At 57.2% G+C, this 22,593-nt stretch carries 25 protein-coding genes; 14 read left to right on the top strand and 11 right to left on the bottom strand.

Features of this window, described 5'->3' with window-relative positions; translation table 11 throughout:
* Positions 1–116: 116 nt before the first annotated feature.
* From IE111_RS18730 to IE111_RS18715, 4 genes are all read left to right on the top strand, one after another.
* The gene (locus tag IE111_RS18730; protein ID WP_189611653.1) at positions 117–851 is read left to right on the top strand and encodes an energy-coupling factor ABC transporter ATP-binding protein; all 735 of its coding nucleotides are present in this window, start codon (positions 117–119) and stop codon (positions 849–851) included.
* Positions 848–1,450, top strand: coding sequence for an energy-coupling factor transporter transmembrane component T family protein (locus tag IE111_RS18725; RefSeq protein WP_189611651.1), 603 nt, complete (start codon positions 848–850; stop codon positions 1,448–1,450). Before IE111_RS18730 ends, IE111_RS18725 begins: the two co-directional genes overlap by 4 nt.
* A 211-nt stretch (positions 1,451–1,661) precedes the next feature.
* Positions 1,662–2,207: a biotin transporter BioY gene (locus IE111_RS18720; RefSeq protein ID WP_189611649.1), complete on the top strand. Its 546-nt coding sequence runs from the start codon at positions 1,662–1,664 to the stop codon at positions 2,205–2,207.
* Positions 2,208–2,224: 17 nt separating this feature from the next.
* Positions 2,225–2,806, top strand: coding sequence for a hypothetical protein (locus tag IE111_RS18715; RefSeq protein ID WP_189611647.1), 582 nt, complete (start codon positions 2,225–2,227; stop codon positions 2,804–2,806).
* Positions 2,807–2,846: 40 nt separating this feature from the next.
* Here IE111_RS18715 and IE111_RS18710 read toward each other — a convergent pair whose 3' ends face one another.
* A complete protein-coding gene (locus tag IE111_RS18710) occupies positions 2,847–3,248 on the bottom strand; it encodes a GNAT family N-acetyltransferase (RefSeq protein WP_189611645.1) in 402 nt (133 codons plus the stop codon).
* A gap of 273 nt (positions 3,249–3,521) precedes the next feature.
* Here IE111_RS18710 and IE111_RS18705 point away from each other — a divergent pair, with 273 nt between their 5' ends.
* Both IE111_RS18705 and IE111_RS24830 read left to right on the top strand, forming a co-directional pair.
* On the top strand, positions 3,522–4,103 hold the full coding sequence (locus IE111_RS18705) for a hypothetical protein (protein ID WP_189611643.1): 582 nt from the start codon (positions 3,522–3,524) through the stop codon (positions 4,101–4,103).
* A 121-nt stretch (positions 4,104–4,224) separates the two neighbouring features.
* Positions 4,225–4,440: a CGNR zinc finger domain-containing protein gene (locus tag IE111_RS24830; RefSeq protein ID WP_189611642.1), complete on the top strand. Its 216-nt coding sequence runs from the start codon at positions 4,225–4,227 to the stop codon at positions 4,438–4,440.
* 8 nt (positions 4,441–4,448) lie between these two features.
* Here the strand turns inward: IE111_RS24830 and IE111_RS18695 are convergent, their stop codons facing one another.
* On the bottom strand, positions 4,449–4,694 hold the full coding sequence (locus IE111_RS18695; protein ID WP_189611640.1) for a hypothetical protein: 246 nt from the start codon (positions 4,692–4,694) through the stop codon (positions 4,449–4,451).
* A 108-nt stretch (positions 4,695–4,802) separates the two neighbouring features.
* Between IE111_RS18695 and IE111_RS18690 the strand changes: the two genes are divergently transcribed.
* Positions 4,803–5,726, top strand: a complete 924-nt coding sequence (locus tag IE111_RS18690; protein ID WP_189611637.1) for a LysR family transcriptional regulator — start codon at positions 4,803–4,805, stop codon at positions 5,724–5,726.
* Positions 5,727–5,813: 87 nt separating this feature from the next.
* Here IE111_RS18690 and IE111_RS18685 read toward each other — a convergent pair whose 3' ends face one another.
* On the bottom strand, positions 5,814–6,689 hold the full coding sequence (locus IE111_RS18685) for a class I SAM-dependent methyltransferase (protein WP_189611635.1): 876 nt from the start codon (positions 6,687–6,689) through the stop codon (positions 5,814–5,816).
* A 233-nt stretch (positions 6,690–6,922) separates the two neighbouring features.
* Here IE111_RS18685 and IE111_RS18680 point away from each other — a divergent pair, with 233 nt between their 5' ends.
* The 3 genes from IE111_RS18680 to IE111_RS18670 are packed head-to-tail and all read left to right on the top strand — an operon-like array spanning position 6,923 to position 9,036.
* Complete coding sequence (locus tag IE111_RS18680) at positions 6,923–7,537, top strand: RNA polymerase sigma factor (RefSeq protein ID WP_229805442.1); 615 nt, start codon at positions 6,923–6,925, stop codon at positions 7,535–7,537.
* The gene (locus IE111_RS18675; RefSeq protein WP_229805441.1) at positions 7,534–7,773 is read left to right on the top strand and encodes an anti-sigma factor family protein; all 240 of its coding nucleotides are present in this window, start codon (positions 7,534–7,536) and stop codon (positions 7,771–7,773) included. The genes IE111_RS18680 and IE111_RS18675 overlap by 4 nt, the downstream gene beginning before the upstream one ends.
* 21 nt (positions 7,774–7,794) lie before the next feature.
* Positions 7,795–9,036 carry a MerC family mercury resistance protein gene (locus IE111_RS18670; RefSeq protein ID WP_189611631.1) on the top strand — a complete coding sequence of 414 codons (1,242 nt, stop codon included), beginning with the start codon at positions 7,795–7,797 and terminating at the stop codon, positions 9,034–9,036.
* A gap of 11 nt (positions 9,037–9,047) precedes the next feature.
* Here the strand turns inward: IE111_RS18670 and IE111_RS18665 are convergent, their stop codons facing one another.
* Positions 9,048–9,533 carry a VOC family protein gene (locus tag IE111_RS18665; protein WP_189611630.1) on the bottom strand — a complete coding sequence of 162 codons (486 nt, stop codon included), beginning with the start codon at positions 9,531–9,533 and terminating at the stop codon, positions 9,048–9,050.
* 438 nt (positions 9,534–9,971) lie between these two features.
* Here IE111_RS18665 and IE111_RS18660 point away from each other — a divergent pair, with 438 nt between their 5' ends.
* Positions 9,972–10,235: a type II toxin-antitoxin system ParD family antitoxin gene (locus tag IE111_RS18660; RefSeq protein WP_189611627.1), complete on the top strand. Its 264-nt coding sequence runs from the start codon at positions 9,972–9,974 to the stop codon at positions 10,233–10,235.
* A gap of 164 nt (positions 10,236–10,399) precedes the next feature.
* Here IE111_RS18660 and IE111_RS18655 read toward each other — a convergent pair whose 3' ends face one another.
* The 3 genes from IE111_RS18655 to IE111_RS18645 form a co-directional block, all read right to left on the bottom strand.
* Positions 10,400–11,170, bottom strand: a complete 771-nt coding sequence (locus IE111_RS18655; protein ID WP_189611625.1) for an SDR family NAD(P)-dependent oxidoreductase — start codon at positions 11,168–11,170, stop codon at positions 10,400–10,402.
* Positions 11,171–11,215: 45 nt separating this feature from the next.
* Positions 11,216–11,779, bottom strand: a complete 564-nt coding sequence (locus IE111_RS18650) for a hypothetical protein (RefSeq protein WP_189611623.1) — start codon at positions 11,777–11,779, stop codon at positions 11,216–11,218.
* 106 nt (positions 11,780–11,885) lie between these two features.
* Complete coding sequence (locus tag IE111_RS18645; protein ID WP_189611621.1) at positions 11,886–12,485, bottom strand: Crp/Fnr family transcriptional regulator; 600 nt, start codon at positions 12,483–12,485, stop codon at positions 11,886–11,888.
* Positions 12,486–12,885: 400 nt separating this feature from the next.
* Between IE111_RS18645 and IE111_RS18640 the strand changes: the two genes are divergently transcribed.
* Positions 12,886–15,648, top strand: coding sequence for a hypothetical protein (locus IE111_RS18640; protein ID WP_189611618.1), 2,763 nt, complete (start codon positions 12,886–12,888; stop codon positions 15,646–15,648).
* A gap of 58 nt (positions 15,649–15,706) precedes the next feature.
* Here the strand turns inward: IE111_RS18640 and IE111_RS18635 are convergent, their stop codons facing one another.
* The 4 genes from IE111_RS18635 to IE111_RS18620 form a co-directional block, all read right to left on the bottom strand.
* Positions 15,707–16,507 carry a formylglycine-generating enzyme family protein gene (locus IE111_RS18635; protein WP_229805440.1) on the bottom strand — a complete coding sequence of 267 codons (801 nt, stop codon included), beginning with the start codon at positions 16,505–16,507 and terminating at the stop codon, positions 15,707–15,709.
* Between the two features lie 342 nt (positions 16,508–16,849).
* Entirely contained in the window at positions 16,850–17,308 is a 459-nt protein-coding gene (locus IE111_RS18630) for a CopD family protein (protein WP_189611607.1), read from the bottom strand.
* 129 nt (positions 17,309–17,437) lie between these two features.
* Positions 17,438–18,208, bottom strand: coding sequence for an alpha/beta fold hydrolase (locus IE111_RS18625; protein WP_189611605.1), 771 nt, complete (start codon positions 18,206–18,208; stop codon positions 17,438–17,440).
* 295 nt (positions 18,209–18,503) lie between these two features.
* A complete protein-coding gene (locus IE111_RS18620) occupies positions 18,504–19,142 on the bottom strand; it encodes a dioxygenase family protein (RefSeq protein ID WP_189611602.1) in 639 nt (212 codons plus the stop codon).
* A 202-nt stretch (positions 19,143–19,344) separates the two neighbouring features.
* Between IE111_RS18620 and IE111_RS18615 the strand changes: the two genes are divergently transcribed.
* Together IE111_RS18615 and IE111_RS18610 are read left to right on the top strand one after the other, a co-directional pair.
* A complete protein-coding gene (locus IE111_RS18615) occupies positions 19,345–21,144 on the top strand; it encodes a pilin (protein ID WP_189611600.1) in 1,800 nt (599 codons plus the stop codon).
* Between the two features lie 179 nt (positions 21,145–21,323).
* A complete protein-coding gene (locus IE111_RS18610; RefSeq protein ID WP_189611599.1) occupies positions 21,324–22,520 on the top strand; it encodes a hypothetical protein in 1,197 nt (398 codons plus the stop codon).
* Positions 22,521–22,593: the final 73 nt, after the last annotated feature.

The raw sequence follows: 22,593 nt of genomic DNA, 5'->3' as shown, positions 1-22,593 counted from the left end.
CTCCCAATAGCACCCATACGCCTGTCCAAAAAACAACCATCGGGAAACCCGCCAAGCAAGCCACCCCGGTTAGCCGTTATACTCCCACCTCCTTTTAGCCTAAGCCCCGGATACCTGTGTCGGAACAACCAAATCAGAACCACCAACAAGCCGACCCTACTGTCGTATTGGACCGAGTGAGCCTGCTGCGCGACAACCAACCGGTCCTGCACGACTTCACCGTGCGTCTGACCGAGCACCGCATCGGTCTGGTCGGCAACAACGGGTCCGGCAAGAGTTCCCTGGTCCGGCTATTGAATGGCTTGCTGCAACCGGCTACCGGTTCGGTTCGCGTGGGGGACCAGGACCCGAGCGACGGGCCGGAGTCCATGGCGTCCCAGGTGGGTTTTATCTTCCAAAACCCGGACCACCAGTTGATCTTCCCCACCGTGCAGGAAGAACTGACCTTCGGTCTGAAAAACCTCGGTCTCTCCCGTTCCGAAGCCGAGTCCAGGGCTCAGGCCTGCCTGCGCGAACACGAACGCGAAGACTGGGCGGACCGACCGGTGCATTCATTGTCCGAAGGTCAAAAACAGTTGGTGTGCATCCTCGCCGTCCTGGTCATGCAGCCCCAATTGATCGTTCTGGACGAACCCTTTTCCGCTCTGGACCTGCCGACCCGCTGGCACTTGCTGGACTGGATGCATTCGTTGCCCCAGCAGTTGTTGATGATCAGCCACGATCTGGACACCCTGACGGATTTCGACCGCATCCTGTGGCTGGAAGACGGTCGTCTCCGCGGCGATGGCCATCCGAACGACATTCTTCCAGCCTATCGCGAAGCCTGTCGCGGTCAGGAGGGACGGTTGTGATCAGCCTGTACGTGCAGCGCCAGACCTGGCTGCATCGCATGCCGGCCGGCGCCAAATTGATTGGGCTCGCCGCCGTGAGCGTGGCCCTGTATCCGGTGACGACAGCCTGGTGGCTGCTTCCGGTGCTGATCGCGGTGGCCGGTGCCTACGCCAGCCTGGGGCCGGGCGGACTGGCTCGATTGTGGATCGTCAAACCCCTGGTGCCGATGTTTGTATTGATCGTCGGCTTGCAGTGGTGGACTCAATCGTTGAACGCGGCACTGGTCTTGTTGCAGCGCATGCTGATCGTGATCTGGCTGGCGAATCTGGTGACACTGACGACACGAATGGAAGCAATGATGGAGGCCGTCATGCCCCTGCTGACGCCCCTCAAATGGTTTCGGGTGGACCCGGCGCGGGTCGCCTTCGCGGTCGCCTTGCTGGTCCGGTTCGTGCCGGTACTGATGGCGGTGATGCTGAATTTACTGGAAGCCTGGAAGGCGAGGGGCGGTGGTCGTCAGGTGTGGCGCCTGGCCATCCCGATGATGATCAACGCCATCCGGATGTCGGACCACGTCAGCGAGGCACTGGCCGCACGCGGCGGGGTGCACAGTCGCTAAGCTCTAAGTCTACGTAGGGTGGGTCGGTCCGACGCCTCGGCTGCCCACCAACGTACCTAATTTAACCATTGGTGCGCCCACCGGCCCCACCGTAAGCTTCAGTGGATGAGTCCGTGGCTGGTTATGCTTCCTTGGTGGGCCGTGCCCACCCTACTTGGAGGCGGGAAGCTACCTGGTAATCACTTAACATTAAACAATAACGGAGTAGAACGTGAAAGATAAATCCTTAGTCCAAATCGCCCTGTACGCGGCCTTGATCGCGGCCCTCGGGCTGATCCCGCCGGTACCGTTCCTGACCGGCATCCCGATCACCGCGCAAACGCTGGGCGTCATGTTAGCCGGTGTCATGCTCGGCCCGTGGCGAGGCTTCTTGTCCATGGCGTTGTTCATTTTCGTCGTCGCCCTGGGCGCGCCTTTGTTGTCCGGCGGTCGCGGTGGTCTGGGTGTGTTCGTCGGTCCCACGGCCGGTTTCGCCATCGGTTTTCCGTTCGCCGCCTTCGCGACCGGTTGGGTGGCCGAGCGATTGAAGCGGTTGCCCGTGTTCGCCGCCGCATTGATCGGATCCATCGTCGGCGGCATTCTGTTGCTGTATGTCTTCGGCATCACCGGGTTCAAACTGGTGACCGGAAACGACTGGCTGCGCTCCACCCAGATCATGGCCGTGTACATCCCGGGGGATCTGGTGAAAACCGTGATTACGGCCATCGTCGCCCAGGCGGTATACAAAGGCATGCCGTCGGCCGTGGCGACACGGTAAAGCGGCAAATTGGGCGTATGAATTGGCGTCGGTTATTGCTGGTGTGCCTATGCGGCCTGACGGTGTCGGGCTGCACCTGGACGGTTATCCCGCCTGATGTCGAAGGCCCGTCGGAGACGGTGTACGTCAGTCTCTATGGTCGCCATACACGCTTGGCACTGCCGGTGGAACCCGGCAGCCATCGTTATGTCGAATACGGCGTTGGCGACTGGCGTTATTATGCGCTGGCCGAACGGCACTGGACCAGCGGAGTCCGCGCGCTATTATTGTCGCGGCAAACCGCACTGTCGAAACGAAGCCTGAACATCGAACCCGGAGCGGTTCCTAAAAACCGCCTGCGCAGCGAGCGAACAGTAGCGATCATTGTCCCGGCCGACACCGTTCCACCACTGGCTGCGAATCTGCAGACGCTTTGGCGCAATGGCAGTGGTCCGACGATTGAGCGATATGGTCACAGCTATCGGAAAATTCGCAGGGACTACGGGTTGCTCCGGAACTCCAATCGACAAACCGCGCTCTGGCTGGAACAGCTGGATTGCCGTGTCGAAGGGTTTGTGTTGTGGAGTGAGTTTGAAGTGCGACAAGAGTCATCGCCTTAGCTGAATCCATAACCGCGAGTAACGACGGTTGCATTGTTTATCAGCTCCGGTCAAGTACCCAGCAGCGAGGGTTGTGTGTAAATCCAATGTGCTCGTAGTAGGCGTTCGCAGCGGGAGCGGCGATGAGAATCAGCTTGCACTCGGGCCCCAATTGCGCCTGTGTTAGTGATAGAAGTTGCTTGCCAATGCCCAGTTTCTGAAAATTCTGACTCACCGCCAGGTCGGAAAGGTAGCAGGCGTAATGAAAGTCCGTGACACTTCGTGCGATGCCCACCAATTGACCCTCGTGCCAGGCACTGACGATGAGGTTGCTGTTCGAGATCATCCCCGACATACATTCCCGGTTGTCTACCGGGCGTCGCTCGCCCAGTGTTGAGTCCTTGAGTAATTCAATAAACTGGTCTGTCGAGACGGGTTCGTTGATTTTGTATTCGATTTTCATTTTCTAGTTGTCCCCTCCAGGTCGCTGGTTTTCTGATGAATTATTTTCACCTAACACTACCGAATATTACATAATGAAACTTGCTCATCCGAGGTTCCTATTTTAGCCTCGGATTTGGCGTTGCAGTCCCAAGGTGTCTGTCTGGGCGTATCTGTAATGTTGTTCTTCACGTTGTGATCGCCCGTCAGGGTTCGCCTTCATTGCTGTTTGTCTTCCCTTGTTCCCGAGGGGTGGCAATTAAAGGATTTTCAACAGCATTTAGGAGATCACAAAATGCCCTATGTCCATTTCATGAAACCCACGCTCCCTGTTGCACTTTCAGCCGTTTTGATCAGTTCCCTATCCGCTTTGGCGCAGGCGAAAACCCCAGTCAGTTGCACCGACGCACTCGACAACTTCACGGCTGGCCGAGGCGCGTATGCAACGGGTACCGTAGTGGGTAAATCGGAAACCGACTGGTCAATGGTCCAGTTGATGACCGCCCCCTCGTTCGACGACTCCGATTGGAAGCCTTCCGAAGAAGGTGCTTCGAAATTTTACCTGGATACTTACGATAGTTACATGCGTGGCGACTATCAGGGGCTGCAGGTGTCCAGCAAGAATAACCAACCCTTTTCGGATGACGTCGACCTCTGGATCTACAAGTCTGGTATTGTATGGTCGCGTAATCTGACCTGGGGATCGAGTTGGACTCGGTGGGAGGATGTAACTTGTTATTCCGCTCCTTCCAATATCGATTCCGTGGATGGTGAGCCGCTTGGCCGCGTGTTTATTACAGCCTTCAACCCTTACGGAGGCAGTAATGGAGGCACCTTTATGACACTGGAGATTCGGGAATCGCCGAATCTGTTTTGATGAGGTCAGGGGTGGATCAAGCCCTGGTAACTGACTGTTCTTCCTTGAATTCGGGCCCTCCATTGGAGTGTTGAGGGCCTTTTTTGAACGTTCAGGAACGCTTCTCGCGTCATGGCGGACTATGCCGTGTGGACTCTTCTTCATTCGGGTGTCTCGTTATAAGCATCCACTGCGTACTGCCCTCGGTACTGCTCACTGCCCCATTGTTGGGCTCACTCCGGGAATCTGGCTGTTTCTGGACCTTTCGAAGAATCGTTCCCGCGATTGGTGTTCGATGGCAAACTGCGGAAACGCCGCCAAAGTGCGCCGGTTTCGGCAACGTAAGGCGGCGCATTGAACCCACCATCAGGCCTTCCAGAAGGGTTTATAGGCTTCCTGGCGCAGCGCTCCGGTCGGTAGGCCGGTGTCCTTCTCGATGCGGGCAATGTCCATTACCACCATATCCGCGCGCAATTGCGAGCGGACCTTGTGGCGCCATTGCCACACCTTGAGGGTCGCCTTGATGCGCTGAAGCAGCGGCTGGGTGGCTTCGGGCAGACGGCTGGCACAATCCACCAGCGCATTGTGGCATTGGTTTGAAGCAGTGTTCATAGCGTTGATCTCCATGAAATGTGAATTGAGGCAGGCCTGCAATTACTATTAGACTGCTCTAGAATGACTGAATCCATCAGTCTTTCATGAAGGTGGCGTTCGTAAACCATGAACATTAAGCTCGATAAACTGCGCTCATTCGTACTGGTGGCCGACGAAGGCAACCTGACCCGGGCCGCCAAGCGCCGGCACACCACACCCTCGGCCGTCAGCGAACACCTGCGCCAGCTCGAAGACCAATTCGGCCTACCCCTGTTCGAGCGCTCCGCCCGGGGTATGGAGCTGACGCCCGAAGGCCGCAAACTGCTGCCTCCGGCCCGCCAGGCGTTGATGCAAATCGCCGAGCTGGACGAGATCGCCCGTTCGCTGCGCAGCGAAACGCCGACCACCCTGATGTTGGGCCTGAACGCGCCCCCGGAATACCTGAAGGTCGATCAGTTGCTGCGAAAGGCGGCTCGGGAACTGCCCGAGGCCCAGCTGGAATTAATCACCAGTAGTTCCTATCAGATTGCCGACCAGGTGCGCGAGGGCAAGATGGACCTGGGCTTCATGTACGGCGACCCGACCCATGAGGCCGTCAAAGCCATACGACTGGCGGACATCGAATTTTGTGTAGTGGGTCCGCCCGACAGCGAGCACGATATTTTGCCAACCGACCCGGAAGAGCGCAGAGCCCTGCCGTGGATCTGGGCCTCATGCAACTGCCCGGTATCGCGCATGATGCCCGGTATCGTCGGCTTTGAGCGCGAACAGACCCGGGTGGTTTCCTCCTCGGAAGACGAGCACGTCACCTTGTCGATGATACGGGCCGGTTTAGGGTATGGCGTGGTGGAGAAGGAGTTGTCTCAACATTGGGCGAGCCGGGGCAGTGTGCGCATCCTCGCGGATGCACCCACCAAAGCCAGCCTCAACCTGGTGGTGCGTCGGGATCGGGTGGAGCGCAAGCCCATAGCCGCCGTGATCGATATGGCGCGGCGGCTGTGGGAAGAGAGCGTCGACCTTGCCGTGGAGGCGGACGTTGTCGACGGATGAATGTTGCTGTGTCCGCAGTTCATTGAGCAATAATGGAGCGGCGCGATCGCGCCGCTGTTCGGCTTATTCCGCTGGTACTCACCCCTTTCAAGCTTGAGGGGCCCGGGCGGTAATGCACCAGGAACTCGAAGGCATGACCACGCCTTCCGGTTGGTGGTAGGGCGCCAGTGCCCGCTGCATGGCCTGCTCGATTTCGCCGCGCCGGCGTTCGCCTTCGTCACCGGCTTCGCGGAAAACCTCACCGGCCGGCCCGATGGCCAACTGGAAACGCACCGCGTTCTCCAGCGAATCGCCAACAGTGACCGGGCCGTCGATGCGCTCGAAGTCCAGGTCTGTAAACCCGGCGATTTCCAGCTGCTTACCCACCACCTCGGTGTTGGCCATTGAGAACGGACCCGGTCCGCAGGTGCAGGCCTCTTCTCCCGGCGGCTCAAGGTAGTCGAGCACGACCTGCTTGGGTAGGCCAAGCCAGGGGTTGTCCTCGATCCGGCGCCAGACGATGAACATCAACTCGCTGCCGGGTTTAAGGGCACGGTGTATATTGCGCATGGCCGCCACCGGGTTTTCGAAGAACATCATGCCGAAGCGCGAAAAGCAGAAGTCGAATTCCGGCTCGAACGGGTAACGTTCGACGTCCTCCGCCTGGAAATGGAGGTTATCCAGGCCGGAAACCTCGGCTTCACGCCGGCCGCGTTCAAGAAAGGTGTCGACGCAGTCCATACCCAGCACGAAGCCGTCCGGGCCCGTCTTTCGCGCCAGTTGGATGGCGGTATCGCCCCAGCCGCAACCAACGTCCAGGATGCGTGCACCGGGTTCAATGTTGAGCTTCTCCAGCGGAATCCGGCTGTGGTAGCTCAGGCCGTTCATCAGAATGTCGCGAAAGCGCTCGAACTTCTCGGCCAGGGTATCGTTCCAGAACTCGACATAAGGCGTCGTGGTCTGGGTCATTTCTTGTTGTGTCATTGTGTGTCCTCCCTAGTCGCCGCTGCCCGACAGTATGTCGGACCGGTCGGACGCAAGGACGCGGCGGCGTCCGTTTTTGTTCCCCGGGAACCTTTTTCACCACCGGTGCGTCCTTGCTGCAATGTCGGTCCGCATGACGCTGGACGCCCGCCGGGCGACCGCCTAGGGTTTGACGGGACCGGCCGAACACAGAGGGGCCTATGCCAGCGACGGATTCGCATCGGTCACGTTCGGTGGCCGAACAACGAAGGTTTTTCGCCCGTGAGGTGGAGCGGCTGACCGACCGCCTATACGGCACCGCCCTGCGCCTGACGCGCGACCCGGACGAGGCTCAGGATGTGGTGGCCGAGGCGGTGGCCAAAGCCTGGTCGCGTCTGGACGAATTGCGCGACCGGGCCCAGTTCGAAGGCTGGCTGTTCCGCATCCTCAACAACACCTTCATCAGCCTCTTGCGTCGCCGGCGTTGTCGCCAGGACCGGGAAACCGGGCTGGAGACCGAGGGGGAAGAGCAACCTGTGACAGGCTTTTCCCTCTTCGAACAACTGCATCAGCCCTTTCTGCTGTGGTGGGGAACGCCCCAGGACCAGGTGCTCGACAGCCTCTTGCTGGACGACATCGAGCGCGCTCTGGACGATCTGCCGGAGCCCTACCGACTGGTCGTGGTTCTGGTCGAGGTCCAGGGCTACAGTTATCGGGAGGTGAGCGAGATGCTGGCACTGCCGCTGGGTACCATCCGTTCGCGACTCAGCCGGGCGCGTTCGCAATTGCAGGCCGCGCTCTGGGAATGCGCACAGGACGCCGGGCTGGTGTACGGCCCTTGTCCGACCAACCACGGTGGAGGTGAATGATGAGCCCGCGAGACATCCGTTGCGAGGAGGTAATCGAGCAATTGTTCGACTACCTCGACCGTGAATTGGACGAGGAGATGCAGCACCGCATCGAGCGTCACATCGAACACTGCCGGGATTGTTTCACCCGCGCCGAATTCGAGAAACGTCTGCGTCGCCGGCTGGGCGAGACCTCCCGAGTAGCGGCGCCGGAATCGCTGCACCGGCGGTTGCGAGAGGTCATGGAATCTTTCTAAAACCGGGGTCGGGAGGGCGCCATGGTTGCCATTCTGGGGTACACACACGATCAGATCCGCACGGCCGTCCGGCAGATGTACACGGCCGTCGCCGAGCGGCCGCGAACGCCCTTTCACTTTCTGGTCGGCCGACACGCGGGCGAGGTGCTCGGCTACCCCGACGATCTGCTGGATGCGCTGCCCGAACCGCAACTGGAATCCTTCGCCGGGGTGGGTTACCCCTTCCGCGCCCAGGCCGTGTGCGCCGGGGATACCTGCCTGGACATCGGCGCCGGTGCCGGTACCGACAGCCTCATCGCCGCCGGCCAGGTGGGCGCGCGGGGCCGGGTGATTGCTCTGGATATGACCCCCGCCATGGCGCACAAGCTGCGCAACGGCGCCCGGCGAGCCGGTTTCGACAACGTTCAGGTGGTGCAGGGCTCCGCCGAAGCGATACCGTTGGACGATGAATCGGTGGACGTCATCACCAGCAACGGGGCGCTCAACCTGGTGCCGGACAAGCGCCGCGCCGTGGCCGAGATGTTCCGTGTCCTGCGGCCGGGCGGGCGCCTGCAGATCGCCGATGTGGTGATTGGTCGGCCGGTCACAGTGGACTGCCACAGCGACCCTCGCCTGTGGGTGGAATGCGTGGTCGGCGCTACCCCGGAAGACCAGTTTCTGGCCCTGTTTCGCGACGCCGGTTTCGAAGACATCGACGTGCTGCGTCGTTTCGACTACTTCAGCCACAGCCCCAGCGCCCAGACCCGGGAAATCGCCGCCGCCTTCGGGGCCTGCGCGATCGAGGTCGGCATGCGTCGTGGAGTGCAACCACCGGCACCCGGCCGGCAATGGCTGCGGCGGCTGAACCCCAGGCGCTGGCTCAGCGGGCTCTGGCGCCGCGGCCTGGCCGGATGGGCGGGGCTGGGCCTGGCGCTGATGGCCTGCTACGGCCTGATCGCCGTACTGGGTATTCTGGTCGCTCTGGGGGTCAGCCTGATGCTGAACGAGGCCGTCTGGGCCGGCGCCATCGTCGCGTTCACCCTGGTCGCCACAGCGGCCGTCCTCGCCGGGACCGTACGCCACCGCAAGCCCTGGCCCGCCGTGCTGGCCGTGGCCGGAGCCGCCCTGGTTCTCCATACCCAACTGATTCGCTACCAGGGAGGCATCGAACTGGTCGGTTTCGCGCTCCTCGCAGCCGCGGTCGGATGGGACTTTATCCAGCACCGGCGCTGGCAGGCTCGGGTGCTGGGGCTCGACCGACCGGAGCGGCGGTTAGTGCGTTAGCCGGCCACCTCTCAACCTCGTAACGCCCCCTCGATGGTGGCGATGTCGATCTTTCTCATCTCCATCATCGCTTCGAACGCGCGTTTGGCCGCGGCCGGGTCGGGGTTGGTGACCGCTTTGGTCAAGGCGATGGGCGTTATCTGCCAGGAGATCCCCCATTTGTCCTTGCACCACCCACACTGGCTCTCTTCTCCGCCATTGCCGACGATGGCGTTCCAATAACGGTCCGTTTCGGCCTGGTCTTTCGTGGCCACCTGAAACGAGAACGCCTCGCTGTGGGTGAACTCGGACCCGCCGTTCAGCCCGAGGCAGGGTATGCCGAGCACGGTGAAGTCGACCGTCAGCACGTCGCCTTTCTTGCCCGACGGGAAATCACCCGGTGCGTGGTGTACGGCGTGGACGGACGAATCCGGAAACGTCTCGGCGTAAAACCGCGCCGCCTCTTCCGCGCCACCGTCGTACCACAGGCAAATCGTGTTCTTTGCGGGTGTTGTCATGGTCTTTCTCCTTGGAATTGGATGATCGGGTACTCCAGCACAGCTCAGAGCCGCGCTGGATTGGCAAAGGTCAGCGGTGTGATCCCGCTGCATCCCGTATCGAGTAGTCGAACCAGCCGCCCCGTTTTCGACAGGGCAAGGTTCGAAAAGTGACTTTTTTATGCCCGCAACGTCTCCGGGCCACTGCGCCAACCATTGTAGAGGGTGTTTCCGGTTCTGCGCGGGGGACAGACATGCCAGGGGTCAGCCCAAGCCAGGGAGCCGGTTTATGTGGATGGTCCTTCGGAAGAAAAACTGTCGAGTGAATTTCATGGTTTCGAACATTGTTAGCACTGCAATTAACCTCAAACCCAGTCAATGTGAAGCACAGCCTCGTGGTTGACGCGGTTTTACAGTCATCCTAAGATGTAAGAAATATTCTTACAGGAGTTATGTAAGATGTCACGTACCATTACCTTCCAGCCCAGCCCTGAGCTCAGTGCCTTCATCGAAGCGCAGATCGAGACCGGCGGTTTTGCCAGCCAGAGTGAAGTGGTCCGCGCCGGATTACGATTGCTCCAAGAGCAAACAGCGGCTAGTAAGTTGCAACAGTTGCGTCGACTGATCGAGGAAGGGGAAACTAGCGGTGAACCAATTCCTTGGGATGTAGAAGGATTTCTGGCCAAAGTAACTAAGGATACCGATGGCTCCACCGACGATTGACTTACGCCCAAAGGCCGAAGACGATCTCATTGCAATAAAAAATGTGCTCGGCCCCGGCTTGAGGCAATATTTGTTGCGTTGGGGGCTCTATTTACCCGATTGCTCCACAGGAAGCCAGCCTCACAAATGGCTCGACAGCTTGGGCCGACGGTCGACTAGGGACGTTAAGCGTTCCTGAACATCTGACCGGACAGTTCGGGCACCAGTCGATCCAGCACTCTCAATATCTTCGATTTGCCGATGTACAGGGTGTTTCGTTCGGCCTCCACACCGCTCACAATGCCGGTGGCGGCCGAGAACGCGCTGATTTTCCCGGTGCCACGCCCAGCGGTCATCTGGGTGTCCACCATTGGGAGGATCACATCCATGACCCGCACGTCAGCGCCACTGCGCGCTTGATCGGCCTCCAACTGAAATCGAAATGCCTTATTGAAAGTGAGCAGCCCGGACTTGGTGGCACAATAGACGGCGCCCGACTTTTTGGGGGCCAACGCCAGGCCGGAATTCAGATTCACAATGGCACTGGGCTGTCGGGTTCGAATCGACTGCTGACGCAAGGTGGGTAACAAGAGCCCGCACAATTGAATGGGGGCGATGAAATCCACCTGGGTTTCCAGAGCGATGTCGTTGAACAACCGGTCGGGGTCCGTTTCCGAGAACAATCCATTGATTTGAATTGCGGCACTGTTGACGAGAATCGACACGTCGGGATGATCGGCGGCCACCTTAGCTCCCAGCGACCGCACGGAATCGGGTGAGGTCAAGTCGGCTACGATGGCGGTTCCCGATACCGCATTGGCCGTGTCGGTGAGTCGCTCCCGGTCGCGACCGGTCAATAAGACAGAGCAGCCTTTCTCGGCAAAGCGGAACGCCAGTTCCCGGCCAATGCCTGAAGACGCTCCGGTAATGAATACAGTTCTGTTACGCAGTTGCATGATGAGTATCCTGTGTTGAGGTCGAGTCCAGACTGTTGACCGCCTTTAGTGGTCAACGACTTGGGTGGACGTTGGTTTGCGGTTCAGGAGTCGTTTGAATAAACGAGTTTGGCCGAGCCAACGGGGACCCCTGGCCACCAGCCAGGCCACGGTGGGGTAGGCGACCAGGCGTCCGGCCAGCACGATCGCCGCCAGCACCCAGGGCGCGTATCCCGTCATCGCCAGAATGGCTACGGCAATGCGGACGGGGGCGGACATCAGGGACAGGGCCGCCAAAGTGAGTAGACCGTAGCGGGCGATCAGATGATCAATACGCTGCCACACATCGGCGGCTTCCGATTGCGCCACCCAGGCTGTGAACGCGTCCCCGGTTAGGGCCATGAGCGTCGCCAGTAAAAAGGTGCCGAAAGCACAACCCAGGGCGAAATAGAGGCTCAAGGACCGCCAACGATCCGCCCGGGGCAACACCGAGCCGATGAAGATCGCATTGGTGGGTGCTCCGGGCACGAAATAATCGGATGCAGCGACCAGAGCCAGCAGGCCTGGATACCAGGGGCGATGGGCGAGCCGAATGATTCGGTCTTGCACGCCTGAGAGTCGTTTGATCATATTGAGGTCACCTTGATGAACAGGCGACCAGACTATCGGTGGGTGGGCAGTGTTTCCTTAACAGATGTTAATGGCGGCCCGGGCATCAGCCGCACTCGCCTCGACGTCACGTTCGGGCTTTCATTTTTTGCCGAATTCTCGACAAGGACACATCTGTAATGCCCAGGTAAGACGCTATGTGATAGTTGGGCAGGCGCTTCACCAATGTCGGGTGTGCGGTCAGAAACGCCTGATAGCGTTCCGTTGCATCCAGCTCCAGTAGCTCGCGTTCCCGGTTGACCTTTTTGACCAACAGCCACTCAGCGATACGCCGCCCCAAGCGCTCAAGTGTCGGGTGAGTTTGGTAAAGGTTATCCATATCTTCCCATCGGGCATACAGCAAGCGACAAGGTTCCAGCGTCTGAATGTGGAATGGCGATGGTTCCAGAACCGAGTAGGACGAAAACGCCCCGGCAAAGCCCCCTGCGTCGATGAACGATTTGTTCGTTTCGCGCCCGTCTCGATCGATGTAGTAAATGCGCAGCAGCCCCTCGGTTACAAAGTAGAACACGTCCGTATGCTCGCCGGCCGAGACGACCGGTTTAGCGGCCTCCATCTCGGTCGCCGAAAACAGTCTGGCCACATCCGGCCACAGGGCATCCGGAATGGGGTGCCAGAACGCGAGAGCCTGTCTGAGCGAACGGAGCTGTCGTGGATCGGGCTTCATGATCGAGTCCATGGTAAATGTGAGTAGCAGTTTAGCACCACCGTGATGGCGATGGAAAAGCCGCTCTGGACGGAGGTGTCAGTAAACGGGGGTGTCTCCATTTCGTATAAATAAACGTTGTATTTGAGCGTATCGGTACGTTCTAAATGTGTGAAGAATGAATAAATGACCTACTGTAATTTTTGGCATTTTCTCAGTGGTTTATAGCCGAATTAAATCTATTTTTGTGATTAATTCCACGAAAGTTTGCTATGCATCCCGTATCTTGAAAGTCGTCTTTTCCCTACACTTCGCCACTCCCTTTGTTGTCGAGTTGTTTCGCATGCCACAAAACCAAACGGCGGGTGTATCTCAACTTCGGTAAGGAAAACCGCGACGGTAACGACCAAAAGGATGCAAGATGAGTGTGTTTGACGAGGAGACAAAACCCTCAATTCCCGCCGGCTACCAGTCCATTCACTGGTTCGCTTTGCCTCAACCTGTGGCTTCCAGATTACGACCGATCATTCAGAACGACGGCGGCTTTTGTTGGCTGCAACGCATCCGGGTGGAAGGACTCAATTGGCTAGTCGAGCCGGTGCCGTCCGATCAGGTTTTGATTCTCTGGGACGGTCGACAGGCCCGACACATTGAACGCAGTGTCTGTTCCGCCATGGATAGAGGGCAGCCCTATCTGTTTAGAAAGTTTCCGAATGAATCGAAGACCGGCGGATCGTCCGGCACGGCTTCCCACAGCACCCGTCAAACGCACGAGACCGAACACGGTGAGGGTGAGCGCAGTCGCTGGGGCGGTGGTCGTTTCACCGGGCCACCGCATTTCAACGTGACGGTCCACATTTACGACCCCTTGGACGGTATCCACCCCAAACCACCGGAGCTTGAACTGGGCGAGCGACCCATCCACCCAAGCCGCGAGGCGTACCAACTGGGCGAGGACGAATCCGTGTTCGACCTGGCCCGGCGGCTCTACGGCCTGCCAATCCTCAAGCCACTGCTGAACCTTAATGAGCGCCACAGCTACGACCGACTGCCCGCTCCGGGCAGCCGGATTCAGGTGCCCGGCTACCGTCTGCCGATCTCCGGCTCGGCCAACCCGCAGACTAAAAGCATCTCACTCACCTGGGACGGGCCGACCGAGGGCCAACAGAACCTGCCGTTCCAGCCAGGCCCAGCGGCCACCTCCGGAGAACCCCGGTTCTGGGACTTCCGCATCCCGGTCAAGGCCGGTGACTACCAACTGACCGCCCGCAACGGCACTGTCGAACACAGACGGACAATTCGCATCGAACCGCCCAGCAACCCCCGTGCGCAGCCATTGGATGTCTGCTACCGCCCGGAGACCGGCGAACTGCTGCTGGTGACCGACTACCTGACCCATCAGATCGACACCGACAGCCAACTCATCGACGACGCCTTGCTTGCTCTCAACGAAGCCGTGGAAGCGGACGACGCCGAGGCCATCCCCGAAAAGAAAGCCGCCGTCATGAAAGCCCTGGCCCCGGCCGGGCGCAGCGATACTGGCATCGCCGGCCTGACCGAGTTGGCCGGCTACAAAGGCCGCAAGGCCACCTACGTGCGCAGCGACAAGATCGCCAACCATGTTCGCCGCTACGGCCTCGCCGTCACCGTGCGCGACGAGCGCCGCTTCACCGACGCCACCGGCTCCTTCGATGCCGCCAAAGCACAGCGCACCCTGAAAGAGGACTACCAGGGCGGCCTGGAGAAAGTCGACTTCAAGCTCAGCCTCGCCCAATTCGACACCGCCATGACCGACTGGGCCGAAAGCTGGAACGAGACCACCGGGCAAAAGCGGGACTGGCTGGCCGACTCCGAGCTTTTCACCGCCACCACCGAAGCCGCCGTCATGCGGCTGATGGCCGGCGCCTCATTGAGTGCAAGCGTCAGCAAAACCGCCATCGGCCTCGCGGCCAATGCCTCCGCCTCGGCGGCGTTGGCCGAGGGCAAGGTCACGGTGGAGAGCCACTTTCCAGATAAGGACGGCTTTGCGCTCCAACTGGAACTGAAAGACAAGCATTCGCCCGACACCACCACCCTGGATTTCGGCGCCGTACGCGCCAGCATGATCATCGAATTGATCGGCTTTTCCGGCGCCAAGGCCCTGGTCTGTGCCAATGTCGAACTGAGCATGGAGGGCTCGAAGGCCGCGTTGAAAGGGCTGACCGACAGTGAAGCCGAAGAAAAAGCCGAATCCGATGAGGACTTCGAGCCTCATCCTCCGGTTCAAGGCGCCGATGTGGGCGCTTCGGCATTCGCGGGGATTTCCGGAGGCTGTGGTGTAAAAGGAGCGCTGGAATGGGATAACCCAGAAAAGCGGACTGGCGATGAACCGGCTTTTTCGGCGTTTGCTGAGATGGGTGGGGAGTTCAATGCGCAGGCTGGGGCCGGTGCTGAGGCCAAGCTTTATGTCGCTTTCGATGACGGTAAGTTTATGGTCCGCAGTCGGGTTGGAGCGTGTTTTGGGGTCGGTGCTGCCGGTGCCTTGGTTGCCAGTGTTAACGTGGATACCATTACTAGCTTCATTCAGTGTATTTACCACCAGTTGATGAAGTTCGACTTCCGAAAACTGGAATTTATCAATGAAGAAGCTTTCCAAGCCTTTCACCAAGTGATTTCGGGTGCCTTGCAACTGGGTGAGAACGTTTTCGACTGTTTACTGGATACAGTGCGGGACATTGATGAGTGGTGGGGGGCTCTTAAGCTTATGTCAGAGCAAGATGAACAAGCGAAGCAATTGGCCATAAACATTTTGAAGGATGAACAGGGACTGATTCAATTCGCTCCACCGGAAGCTAAGGCAAGTATTCTACGAAAGCTGTGCATGGTTGAAGGTAAGTACGGCAACATTGGGTTGACCGGATTTAACGAATACAGGGAGGAAGCAGTGATCAAGGTTCTGTCTACAGTTACATGCGAGCGTGAATTGGTTGAGATCGTAGAACGGATGGGTCCCGATGGTCCTGTTCACCCCAGCAGCACCGACTGGGATGCCTGGCGAGGGTTCGAGTTGTTGAGTGATTTCCTTGACGGGAAGGAGCAGCGATTGTTCAATCGGTGGTATGACCAGTTACCCAAAACAGCCATTAAGGATGTCAAAGCGGAAGTCGCCGCCTTGATGGCACAGCCTTCTGTACGCCTGGTTTAGGCCCAACGGTCGGCTCATCCAACCCTGAAAAACACACGGGGTAGGATGAGCCGTATTTCTAAAGGGACCCCATTCTTCGGTCAATGGGAGTTGGTTGGTTTACTGCACATCGAAATCCTGTACTTCGATAGTCTGTATTGAGCTTCTCACTTTCATATCGGTGAAATACATTGCTGGCACTGGGGGATTCAAGGAAAGTCCCCCCTCTGAGCACCTTGTGGGTTCCACTTTCTGGACCTTGGGGGTTAATCGAGTCTCCCCATTGGTAGTAATCCTTTGCAAACCAATCATTAACCCAGTCTTCCATATTACCTGCCATATCGTAGAGTCCCAGTGGGTTCGGAGGAAAGGTTCCGGACGGACGTGGGTTGCGCGTGAACTCAGAGAAATTTTCACCGCGACGAATAGTTCCGTCATTCGTCGCGTACAGGACTTTCTGCCCCCGGCTGCGGGCGGCGTACTCCCACTGTGCCTCGGTTGGCAGGTCGAAAGGCAGACCCGTCTGCTTGGCCAACCACAAGCAGTAATTTTTGGCGCCATGCCAACTGACTCCGGCTGGGTAATCTGGCCCCCGCCATTCCGCGCCTACAGAACGAACCTTCCAATTTGTTCGGGGCAAATTATTGAAATCGGTGTATAGATCGTATTCCCCATAACTAATCTCATAGGCACCAATGGAATAACTGTCTAAGGTCACCTCGGTCGGGGGCTTATTGTCCCGATAAGGTGTCATATAGAGGCCGTCCTCGTTCTTATAGTCCCCCATCATAAAGGTCCCACCCTCCACAAACACCATCTGTGCCTTGGAGCGCTTGATCAACGCATCGATCTCAGCCTGGGTGACGGTGCGCTCCGGCATAGGCGGGGTGTCATCCTTGGGTTCGGATCGGCAGGCTGCGAGGGCTATAGTGGACAGCGCGAGGGTCAGCGCGATGCTCCGGTGATTCATTCCTTCGTTCCCTGTATGGTTCGAACGGCATTGTAACAAAGGTACCTCTCCGCCTCATGGGCGGGTACAGCACAAAAGCCGGTTACACTTCACAAAACCATCAATTCAACCGATCTCTCCGGGTTATGCGCTGTTAGTTGGCGGGTCGTCACTCGCCTGGACGTTGAGGTAAGGGACTACCCGCGGGTATTAGGCGAGCCAGCTGATTTCATTGCACGGTTTGCTCTCCGGTAGATACATGCCGTCCGCCAGTCATTGCAAATACCGCCCACCAGCCCCAACAACAATAACCAACAACCCAAGTATCAAATTGACCCCAACCAGCATGCGGATCTGACCAACACGGCGTTGGCCCTCTTGCGGGTCGCTGTTCGCCACTGCCTGTTTCAGTCGCCGGAAGGGTACAAAATAGACGTGCAGGAAAATCAGCATCATCACGATTCCAAGTCCCTGCATGACATGGATGTGCCAACCAGCACCCGCCATGCCCCCGAACACGGCGAATATCATCCAGTAGCCGGTTGCCAGCAGTAATACTATCGACACCCAAACCCATCGGAAAAAACGCGTCAGTGTATGACACCAGAGCGCGCCGCGCTGAGGGGCATCCACCACCAGGCCAACGGCGGGGCGCATGGCCATATAGGCGAAAAACATGCCGCCTACCCAGATGGCGGCTGCGAGAACGTGAAGGGCAATGGCGACACTCATAGTAAGCTCCTTGGTGTTTGACGAAATCGGTGGATTTATCGGGATAGGGTATCAGGTTAGAATCCATGACGCAGGGCATCTCGCTGAAGCCACACCTTCGACAGGGGCTTTGCCTTCTATCCCCTAGATTTACAGTTGATTGTCGAGTACCTCCAGGCATTCACGGGCATGACTGGTCACTAAAAAATGACTTGCCCCCTCAATTGTGTACTTTTTGCTATGCGGTATTAGACTGTTCAAGTGGTCGCATATTGAGTGGGCCACAGGATTGGATTTAGTACCACAAATTAACTGCGTGGGTACAGAGATCCCCTGAAAATCGATTAGCTTGTAGTCCATATTGGCTTCGGAATCCCAGTGTCGTATGTTGTTGTCAACTAAAGCTTCCATGCCTTCTTGTATAAACCCGGGTAATGAATCAAACGAACCTTTTCCTCCCCAAAAATCGATAACCTGACCGCAAGCAAATGGAACTTTGGCAGTTACATCACGACGGTACTTGGCAAGAAACTCTTGTACGATAGTACTCATTCTGTCATCCAATAATGATACTGCTACGGGTTCAAACAGTGACAACCGACTAATGTTTATATTGTTTTTAAGAGCTTGTGCCAACGCCACAACGCCCCCGAAAGAGTGGCCCACTAAATGAACTGGCTCTTCTGTCAGTGAATTGACTACTTTCTTTACAATATCTAACTCGGTTTCTATGGTCGGGTTGATAAAATCATCGGGATCAGGAGTGCCGCAATGACCCGGAAGTTTTATTGAAATACAACGATGACTTGCAGCGAGCTGATCAACCATCTTTTTCCATGTTGATGCCGTCGCATACGAGCCATGTATTAATATGATAGGTGAACCACTGCCTTGTTCATCAAAATAATTATTGATATTCATCTTGGCACCTAAGAGCTGGCTTTGAGTAGTAATGCCAAGTTAAAGCACATTGGCACTTGGCGTCGTCTTTGAGTCTTTTGTAGAACGAAGCCGCTGGTGCGGTTGAGTTGGTGATGGTCTTAGCTCTTCGCCTCTGTCATACCGAAGGACAATCGGAGGAGAATGAATATGAACCGCGAATACATGACGCTCTACCAGAGTTGGCGGCATACCGTCCAGCCCTGAACATAACGGCTTCTTGATGATAAATCAGGTTGGAATCCATGTCCCTGACTGCGTCATAGCTTTGCATCCCCTAGATTCCAACCACAATGTCCCATTCCGCCTCCAACTCCGCGGACTCGGAGCTGGAAGCGACAAATTCGGCTTCCACCAACTGCCTCAACTCGGGGCTCCCCACGTTCCGATAGAGCCAATCTTCGATATTCTGAGGGTCTCCAGCAACATAAAGCTGGGTGGTCAGGTCCTCGAACGCCTCGCCCTTCACCCTGAAGTGGATGTGCGGCGTTCGGCCCGGGTACGGAACCGGCTTGATGGTGCGGAACCGGTAGCGTCCGTCGGTGTCGGTCGTTGTCGAGCCGAAGCCCTGGAAATTCGGGTCCAGGGCCGCGTCATTGGGGTCGCCCTGGTGGTGGTAGCGCCCGTTGGCGTCGCATTGCCAAATCTCGACACGCGCCTGGGGTACGGGTGCCCCGCTGCGGTCAAGTACGCGGCCATAGACGTTACTGATCACACCCTTCGCCTGCTCGCCGTCATTCACCCGAATCAGGTCGTTGTCGTGGTCGAGCGGCAGTTCATCCGGGTAGAACGGGCCAGCTGACTGGGTAGGGGTAAGGACGAGATGCCCGGCCGCGCGCAGCAACGGGGCCGGCAGCAGCAGCGGCCCGGACGCAGCCAGGCCGATCAGGAACCTGCGACGAGTTGTTTCGTTCATGGCGCTTCTCCGGATAGATGGGGTGTGGAGAATCAATGTAGCAGGTGCGGCCAAGCGTTGTAGCCCCGGAACTGGCGACAAAATCACGGCCCAGGGGAAATTCAACCGGAACCCCAACCAGGACGGCTGCACCCTTCTCTTGGCTCAACGACGGCAATCCAATAAGCTCGTCCCTTTCGTTGACCCAAGAAGGAACCTTTTAATGCCCTTGAAGCGCCTATCCCTGCTGGCGACCAGTCTATTCCTGGTCGCCTGCCAACCCGAAACCGATTCCCAAGCCGAGGCCCAACCGGATACACCGGCCGAACGTGAGATCACCTGGTCAGACGAGCTCACTCAGCCCGCCAGTCTGATCCACCATCTGCCGGATGACACCGTCGCCTACGTCCGTGTACCGAGTGTTGCGGCGCTGTATGCCGCACCCAAGGACAACGGTATGGGGCAATTGCTGGAAAGCGATGCGAACGAGCAAGCGCTGAAGCAACTGTTCAGCGGCACCCGAACCGAGTTGGAAGGCATGGGTGCGGCCGCGTCGGTCGCCAACCTCGTGTTGGAACGTTTGCGCTCCCCGCTGGAAATCGCGGTATCCATTCCCGAGGGCGCGAGCTTCACCGCAGCCCGCGTGCAGGCCACCGCCCGTCTGGATTTCGACAGCCAGGAGGCGTTTCAGGAGCAGATCGCGCAATGGGTCGCCACTCAGTCCGCCGTCCGCCTGAACAAACCGCTGACCTCGGATGCGCCGGGGATGCTCGCCCTCGGCCCGGTACCCGCTTACTACCAATACAACCCCGACAATCGCCGTCTGACGCTGGTGGCCGGGTTTTCCGCCAGTGCCGATGCCCTGTCTCAAATCGGGCAGACGGCCAATGACACCCACCCGGCCCTGACCCGTCAGGCCACTATGGAGGCCAGCGGCTATGGGCTCTATACCTGGGTGAGCGCGGCCAAGCTACTGCCGATGGCACAGCCGTTCATGGGCCAGAGCCAATTGGCCCAGCTCAAACAACTCGGATTGGACCGTACCGATGAAGTGGCGCTAAGCCTGGGAACCGCCCAAGGGCGCGGTCGTTTGAGCGTCTATGCCGACGGCACTGGCGGCCCGATCTGGGATTTGACTTTGCCCGCGGCCGCACCAACCAGCGTGACCACCCACGGCCGACCGGATGTTCTCGGTGTGTTTTCAATGCCGAACTACGAGTGGGTGACAACGGTGGCTCAGCTTGCCGGTACAGACCTCACCAAGTGGGACGCCGAACTGGCCGAGTACGACATGACCGTCCAGTCGATCGTCGACGCCTTTTCCGGTCGCGTCACCACGGTTTACGATGAATTGGGCACCTACAGTATTCTGGAAGCTACGCAGCCCAACCCGTTAGCCGACCTGGTTGCCAAACTGTCGGCTTCGGAACTGCTCTCCGTGACCGAGCATGACTACAATGGCACCACGCTCATGCGCTGGCGCGTACCCACAGAGCAGTGGATGCCACAACAGGAACCGGAATTTGCCTTGTTCACGCGCGGACAAAGCATCCAAACCTGGGTGATGCGCGAAGGCGACAACTGGGTCTTCGCCGGCGTGCCCCAAGTGCTGATGGCGCGGGTCGACCTGGGTAGCGAATTCGAAGTCCAGCCCTGGCTGGCCGCCACCGGGGACGCCGGTCGCAGCATGATGGTGTTAAGCCACTCCGACGACGTGGTCCGGAAAAATTACCATTACTATCTGATGGGGATGCAGATGTTGAGCGACGCGGTCAACGCGGATGTGAACATGATGGCGTTCCCGCCGGCCCATCAACGGGCCTGGCCCGAGACCTCGACGGTTAGCGCCGCCGTGGACTATCAGGACCAGGCCATCCGGCTTGAATTCGGCTATGAGAACCACCCGATCGAACTGGTTCAGGCGTCGCCCATGGCCGGGGTCGCCATGGTGGGAATTCTGTCGGCCGTCGCCATTCCGGCCTATCAGGACTATGTTGAACGCGCTGAAGCGTTGTCCGATTAATCGTTGCAGCCCGGGCCGGCGAACTGTCGGCCCAAATAATTCCTATGATCTACTATAATGAGGAGCGGTACCGCCTTCATAGCAGGTGCTCTTAGCTGGAAATGGCCGTGGCCGCAGGTTTTTCCAATCAGAGTCCTTAAACCGAAACATACCGAGACCTTTTAGAAAGGGGAAGTATTGTGAACCTGACTAAACGCCAGAGAATTACTTTGTTTATCGGTATTGCAATGACCTTAATCATAGCTTGGTCTGGTTTGCTTGATTCTATGGCCAGTGAATATGCCAATGACGGGCTAATTCAAGCCGGTGCATTCTATGGGACCATTCGATTCCTGAATGCGATTATTTCGACGTTTCAAGAAATTGAAGTGAATTTTGTGATCTCCAGTTTGGCTGTCGGTGAGCTCCTGGATCCGGTTAATGATCTCGTCGAATATGTTTCCGAGGGACTCAAACTCGCAATCGGCTCTTATCTCTTACAGAGAATTATAGTTGAAATAACATCGACAATATTGTTCAATATTTTATTCACAGTTTCCTGTCTGTCTTTTCTCTTGAGTTTCTATGTATTTGGGGTTGGTGTAAAAGTAGTTCTGTTCAGGCTATTTGTTTCTGCGTTGTTCCTTCGGTTTGCGGTTACTATTATGATGCTGGTCACAACTGCATTCAGTACATCTTTCCTGGATGAGAAAATCAGTAAGGAAAGTGCAACCACTAGTCAACTGTCTTCTGAACTTAACGAGTCGAAACAGGCAGCGGCAGATGTATCAGAGGAATTGGAAGGAGCCATACAGGCCGATTTGGGCGTTCTCAAAGCACGGAAAGATACATTGCAGAGTGAGTTGAAACCTATTAGAGAGGAATACCGTAAACTGGTCTATGAAATAGACAAACATACACGTGAATTTGAAAAGGCTAAGGATGAAATCGGAGGATTTAACAGTCTGATAGGAAATGAAGAAACAGATAAGCTGAAAACTGAAATTGAATCCATGGAAGACCGTGCCAATAGTTTACAAGATCGCTCTTCGGAAATTGATAATGAAATAGAACACATAAATGATGAAATTGAACGAGTACAACAGCATCTATTCTCAGAGAGTGATGGTTTCCTAAGTAAATTTTCTGGCGGTGTGACGGAGGCCTGGAGCTACATCTCCAGCCTCGCAGACCGTTTAGTTAATTCCACACTGACAGCGTTGACTTTGTTTCTGTTCAAAATGCTGTTATTGCCACTTTTGTTTCTCTATATTTTGATAAAATCATTCAAGTATGTGTGGGGCATTGATTTGCCTTATGTTGCCGAAGCTGCGACATCCAGAGTTAATAAAGTTAAAAGTCGTGCTAGAAATATAGACGATGACCTAAATCATTAAATGGATGGTTGAGACAGTCTTTGATGTGGGTGTCTCGATAAGCATTGGAGCGATGCGGTCAACGCAGATGTCA

It is taken from the genome of Saccharospirillum salsuginis (genome assembly GCF_014651855.1).
Lineage (GTDB): Bacteria > Pseudomonadota > Gammaproteobacteria > Pseudomonadales > Natronospirillaceae > Saccharospirillum > Saccharospirillum salsuginis.
Note: the sequence above shows the minus strand (reverse complement) of the source record. Positions and strands in the feature narration are given on the sequence as shown.

What these genes read in the sequence shown, in the direction of transcription:
- IE111_RS18710 (WP_189611645.1), bottom strand. Translation starts at nt 3,248, where the DNA reads ATGAAAATCGAATACAAAATCAACGAACCCGTCTCGACAGACCAGTTT.
- IE111_RS18645 (WP_189611621.1), bottom strand. Translation starts at nt 12,485, where the DNA reads ATGAAGCCCGATCCACGACAGCTCCGTTCGCTCAGACAGGCTCTCGCG.
- IE111_RS18665 (WP_189611630.1), bottom strand. Translation starts at nt 9,533, where the DNA reads ATGACAACACCCGCAAAGAACACGATTTGCCTGTGGTACGACGGTGGC.
- IE111_RS18690 (WP_189611637.1), top strand. Translation starts at nt 4,803, where the DNA reads ATGAACATTAAGCTCGATAAACTGCGCTCATTCGTACTGGTGGCCGAC.
- IE111_RS18635 (WP_229805440.1), bottom strand. Translation starts at nt 16,507, where the DNA reads ATGCCGGAGCGCACCGTCACCCAGGCTGAGATCGATGCGTTGATCAAG.
- IE111_RS18650 (WP_189611623.1), bottom strand. Translation starts at nt 11,779, where the DNA reads ATGATCAAACGACTCTCAGGCGTGCAAGACCGAATCATTCGGCTCGCC.
- IE111_RS18625 (WP_189611605.1), bottom strand. Translation starts at nt 18,208, where the DNA reads ATGAATATCAATAATTATTTTGATGAACAAGGCAGTGGTTCACCTATC.
- IE111_RS18670 (WP_189611631.1), top strand. Translation starts at nt 7,795, where the DNA reads ATGGTTGCCATTCTGGGGTACACACACGATCAGATCCGCACGGCCGTC.
- IE111_RS18655 (WP_189611625.1), bottom strand. Translation starts at nt 11,170, where the DNA reads ATGCAACTGCGTAACAGAACTGTATTCATTACCGGAGCGTCTTCAGGC.
- IE111_RS18675 (WP_229805441.1), top strand. Translation starts at nt 7,534, where the DNA reads ATGATGAGCCCGCGAGACATCCGTTGCGAGGAGGTAATCGAGCAATTG.
- IE111_RS18615 (WP_189611600.1), top strand. Translation starts at nt 19,345, where the DNA reads ATGCCCTTGAAGCGCCTATCCCTGCTGGCGACCAGTCTATTCCTGGTC.
- IE111_RS18660 (WP_189611627.1), top strand. Translation starts at nt 9,972, where the DNA reads ATGTCACGTACCATTACCTTCCAGCCCAGCCCTGAGCTCAGTGCCTTC.
- IE111_RS18685 (WP_189611635.1), bottom strand. Translation starts at nt 6,689, where the DNA reads ATGACACAACAAGAAATGACCCAGACCACGACGCCTTATGTCGAGTTC.
- IE111_RS18640 (WP_189611618.1), top strand. Translation starts at nt 12,886, where the DNA reads ATGAGTGTGTTTGACGAGGAGACAAAACCCTCAATTCCCGCCGGCTAC.
- IE111_RS18695 (WP_189611640.1), bottom strand. Translation starts at nt 4,694, where the DNA reads ATGAACACTGCTTCAAACCAATGCCACAATGCGCTGGTGGATTGTGCC.
- IE111_RS18620 (WP_189611602.1), bottom strand. Translation starts at nt 19,142, where the DNA reads ATGAACGAAACAACTCGTCGCAGGTTCCTGATCGGCCTGGCTGCGTCC.
- IE111_RS24830 (WP_189611642.1), top strand. Translation starts at nt 4,225, where the DNA reads ATGCCGTGTGGACTCTTCTTCATTCGGGTGTCTCGTTATAAGCATCCA.
- IE111_RS18715 (WP_189611647.1), top strand. Translation starts at nt 2,225, where the DNA reads ATGAATTGGCGTCGGTTATTGCTGGTGTGCCTATGCGGCCTGACGGTG.
- IE111_RS18705 (WP_189611643.1), top strand. Translation starts at nt 3,522, where the DNA reads ATGCCCTATGTCCATTTCATGAAACCCACGCTCCCTGTTGCACTTTCA.
- IE111_RS18630 (WP_189611607.1), bottom strand. Translation starts at nt 17,308, where the DNA reads ATGAGTGTCGCCATTGCCCTTCACGTTCTCGCAGCCGCCATCTGGGTA.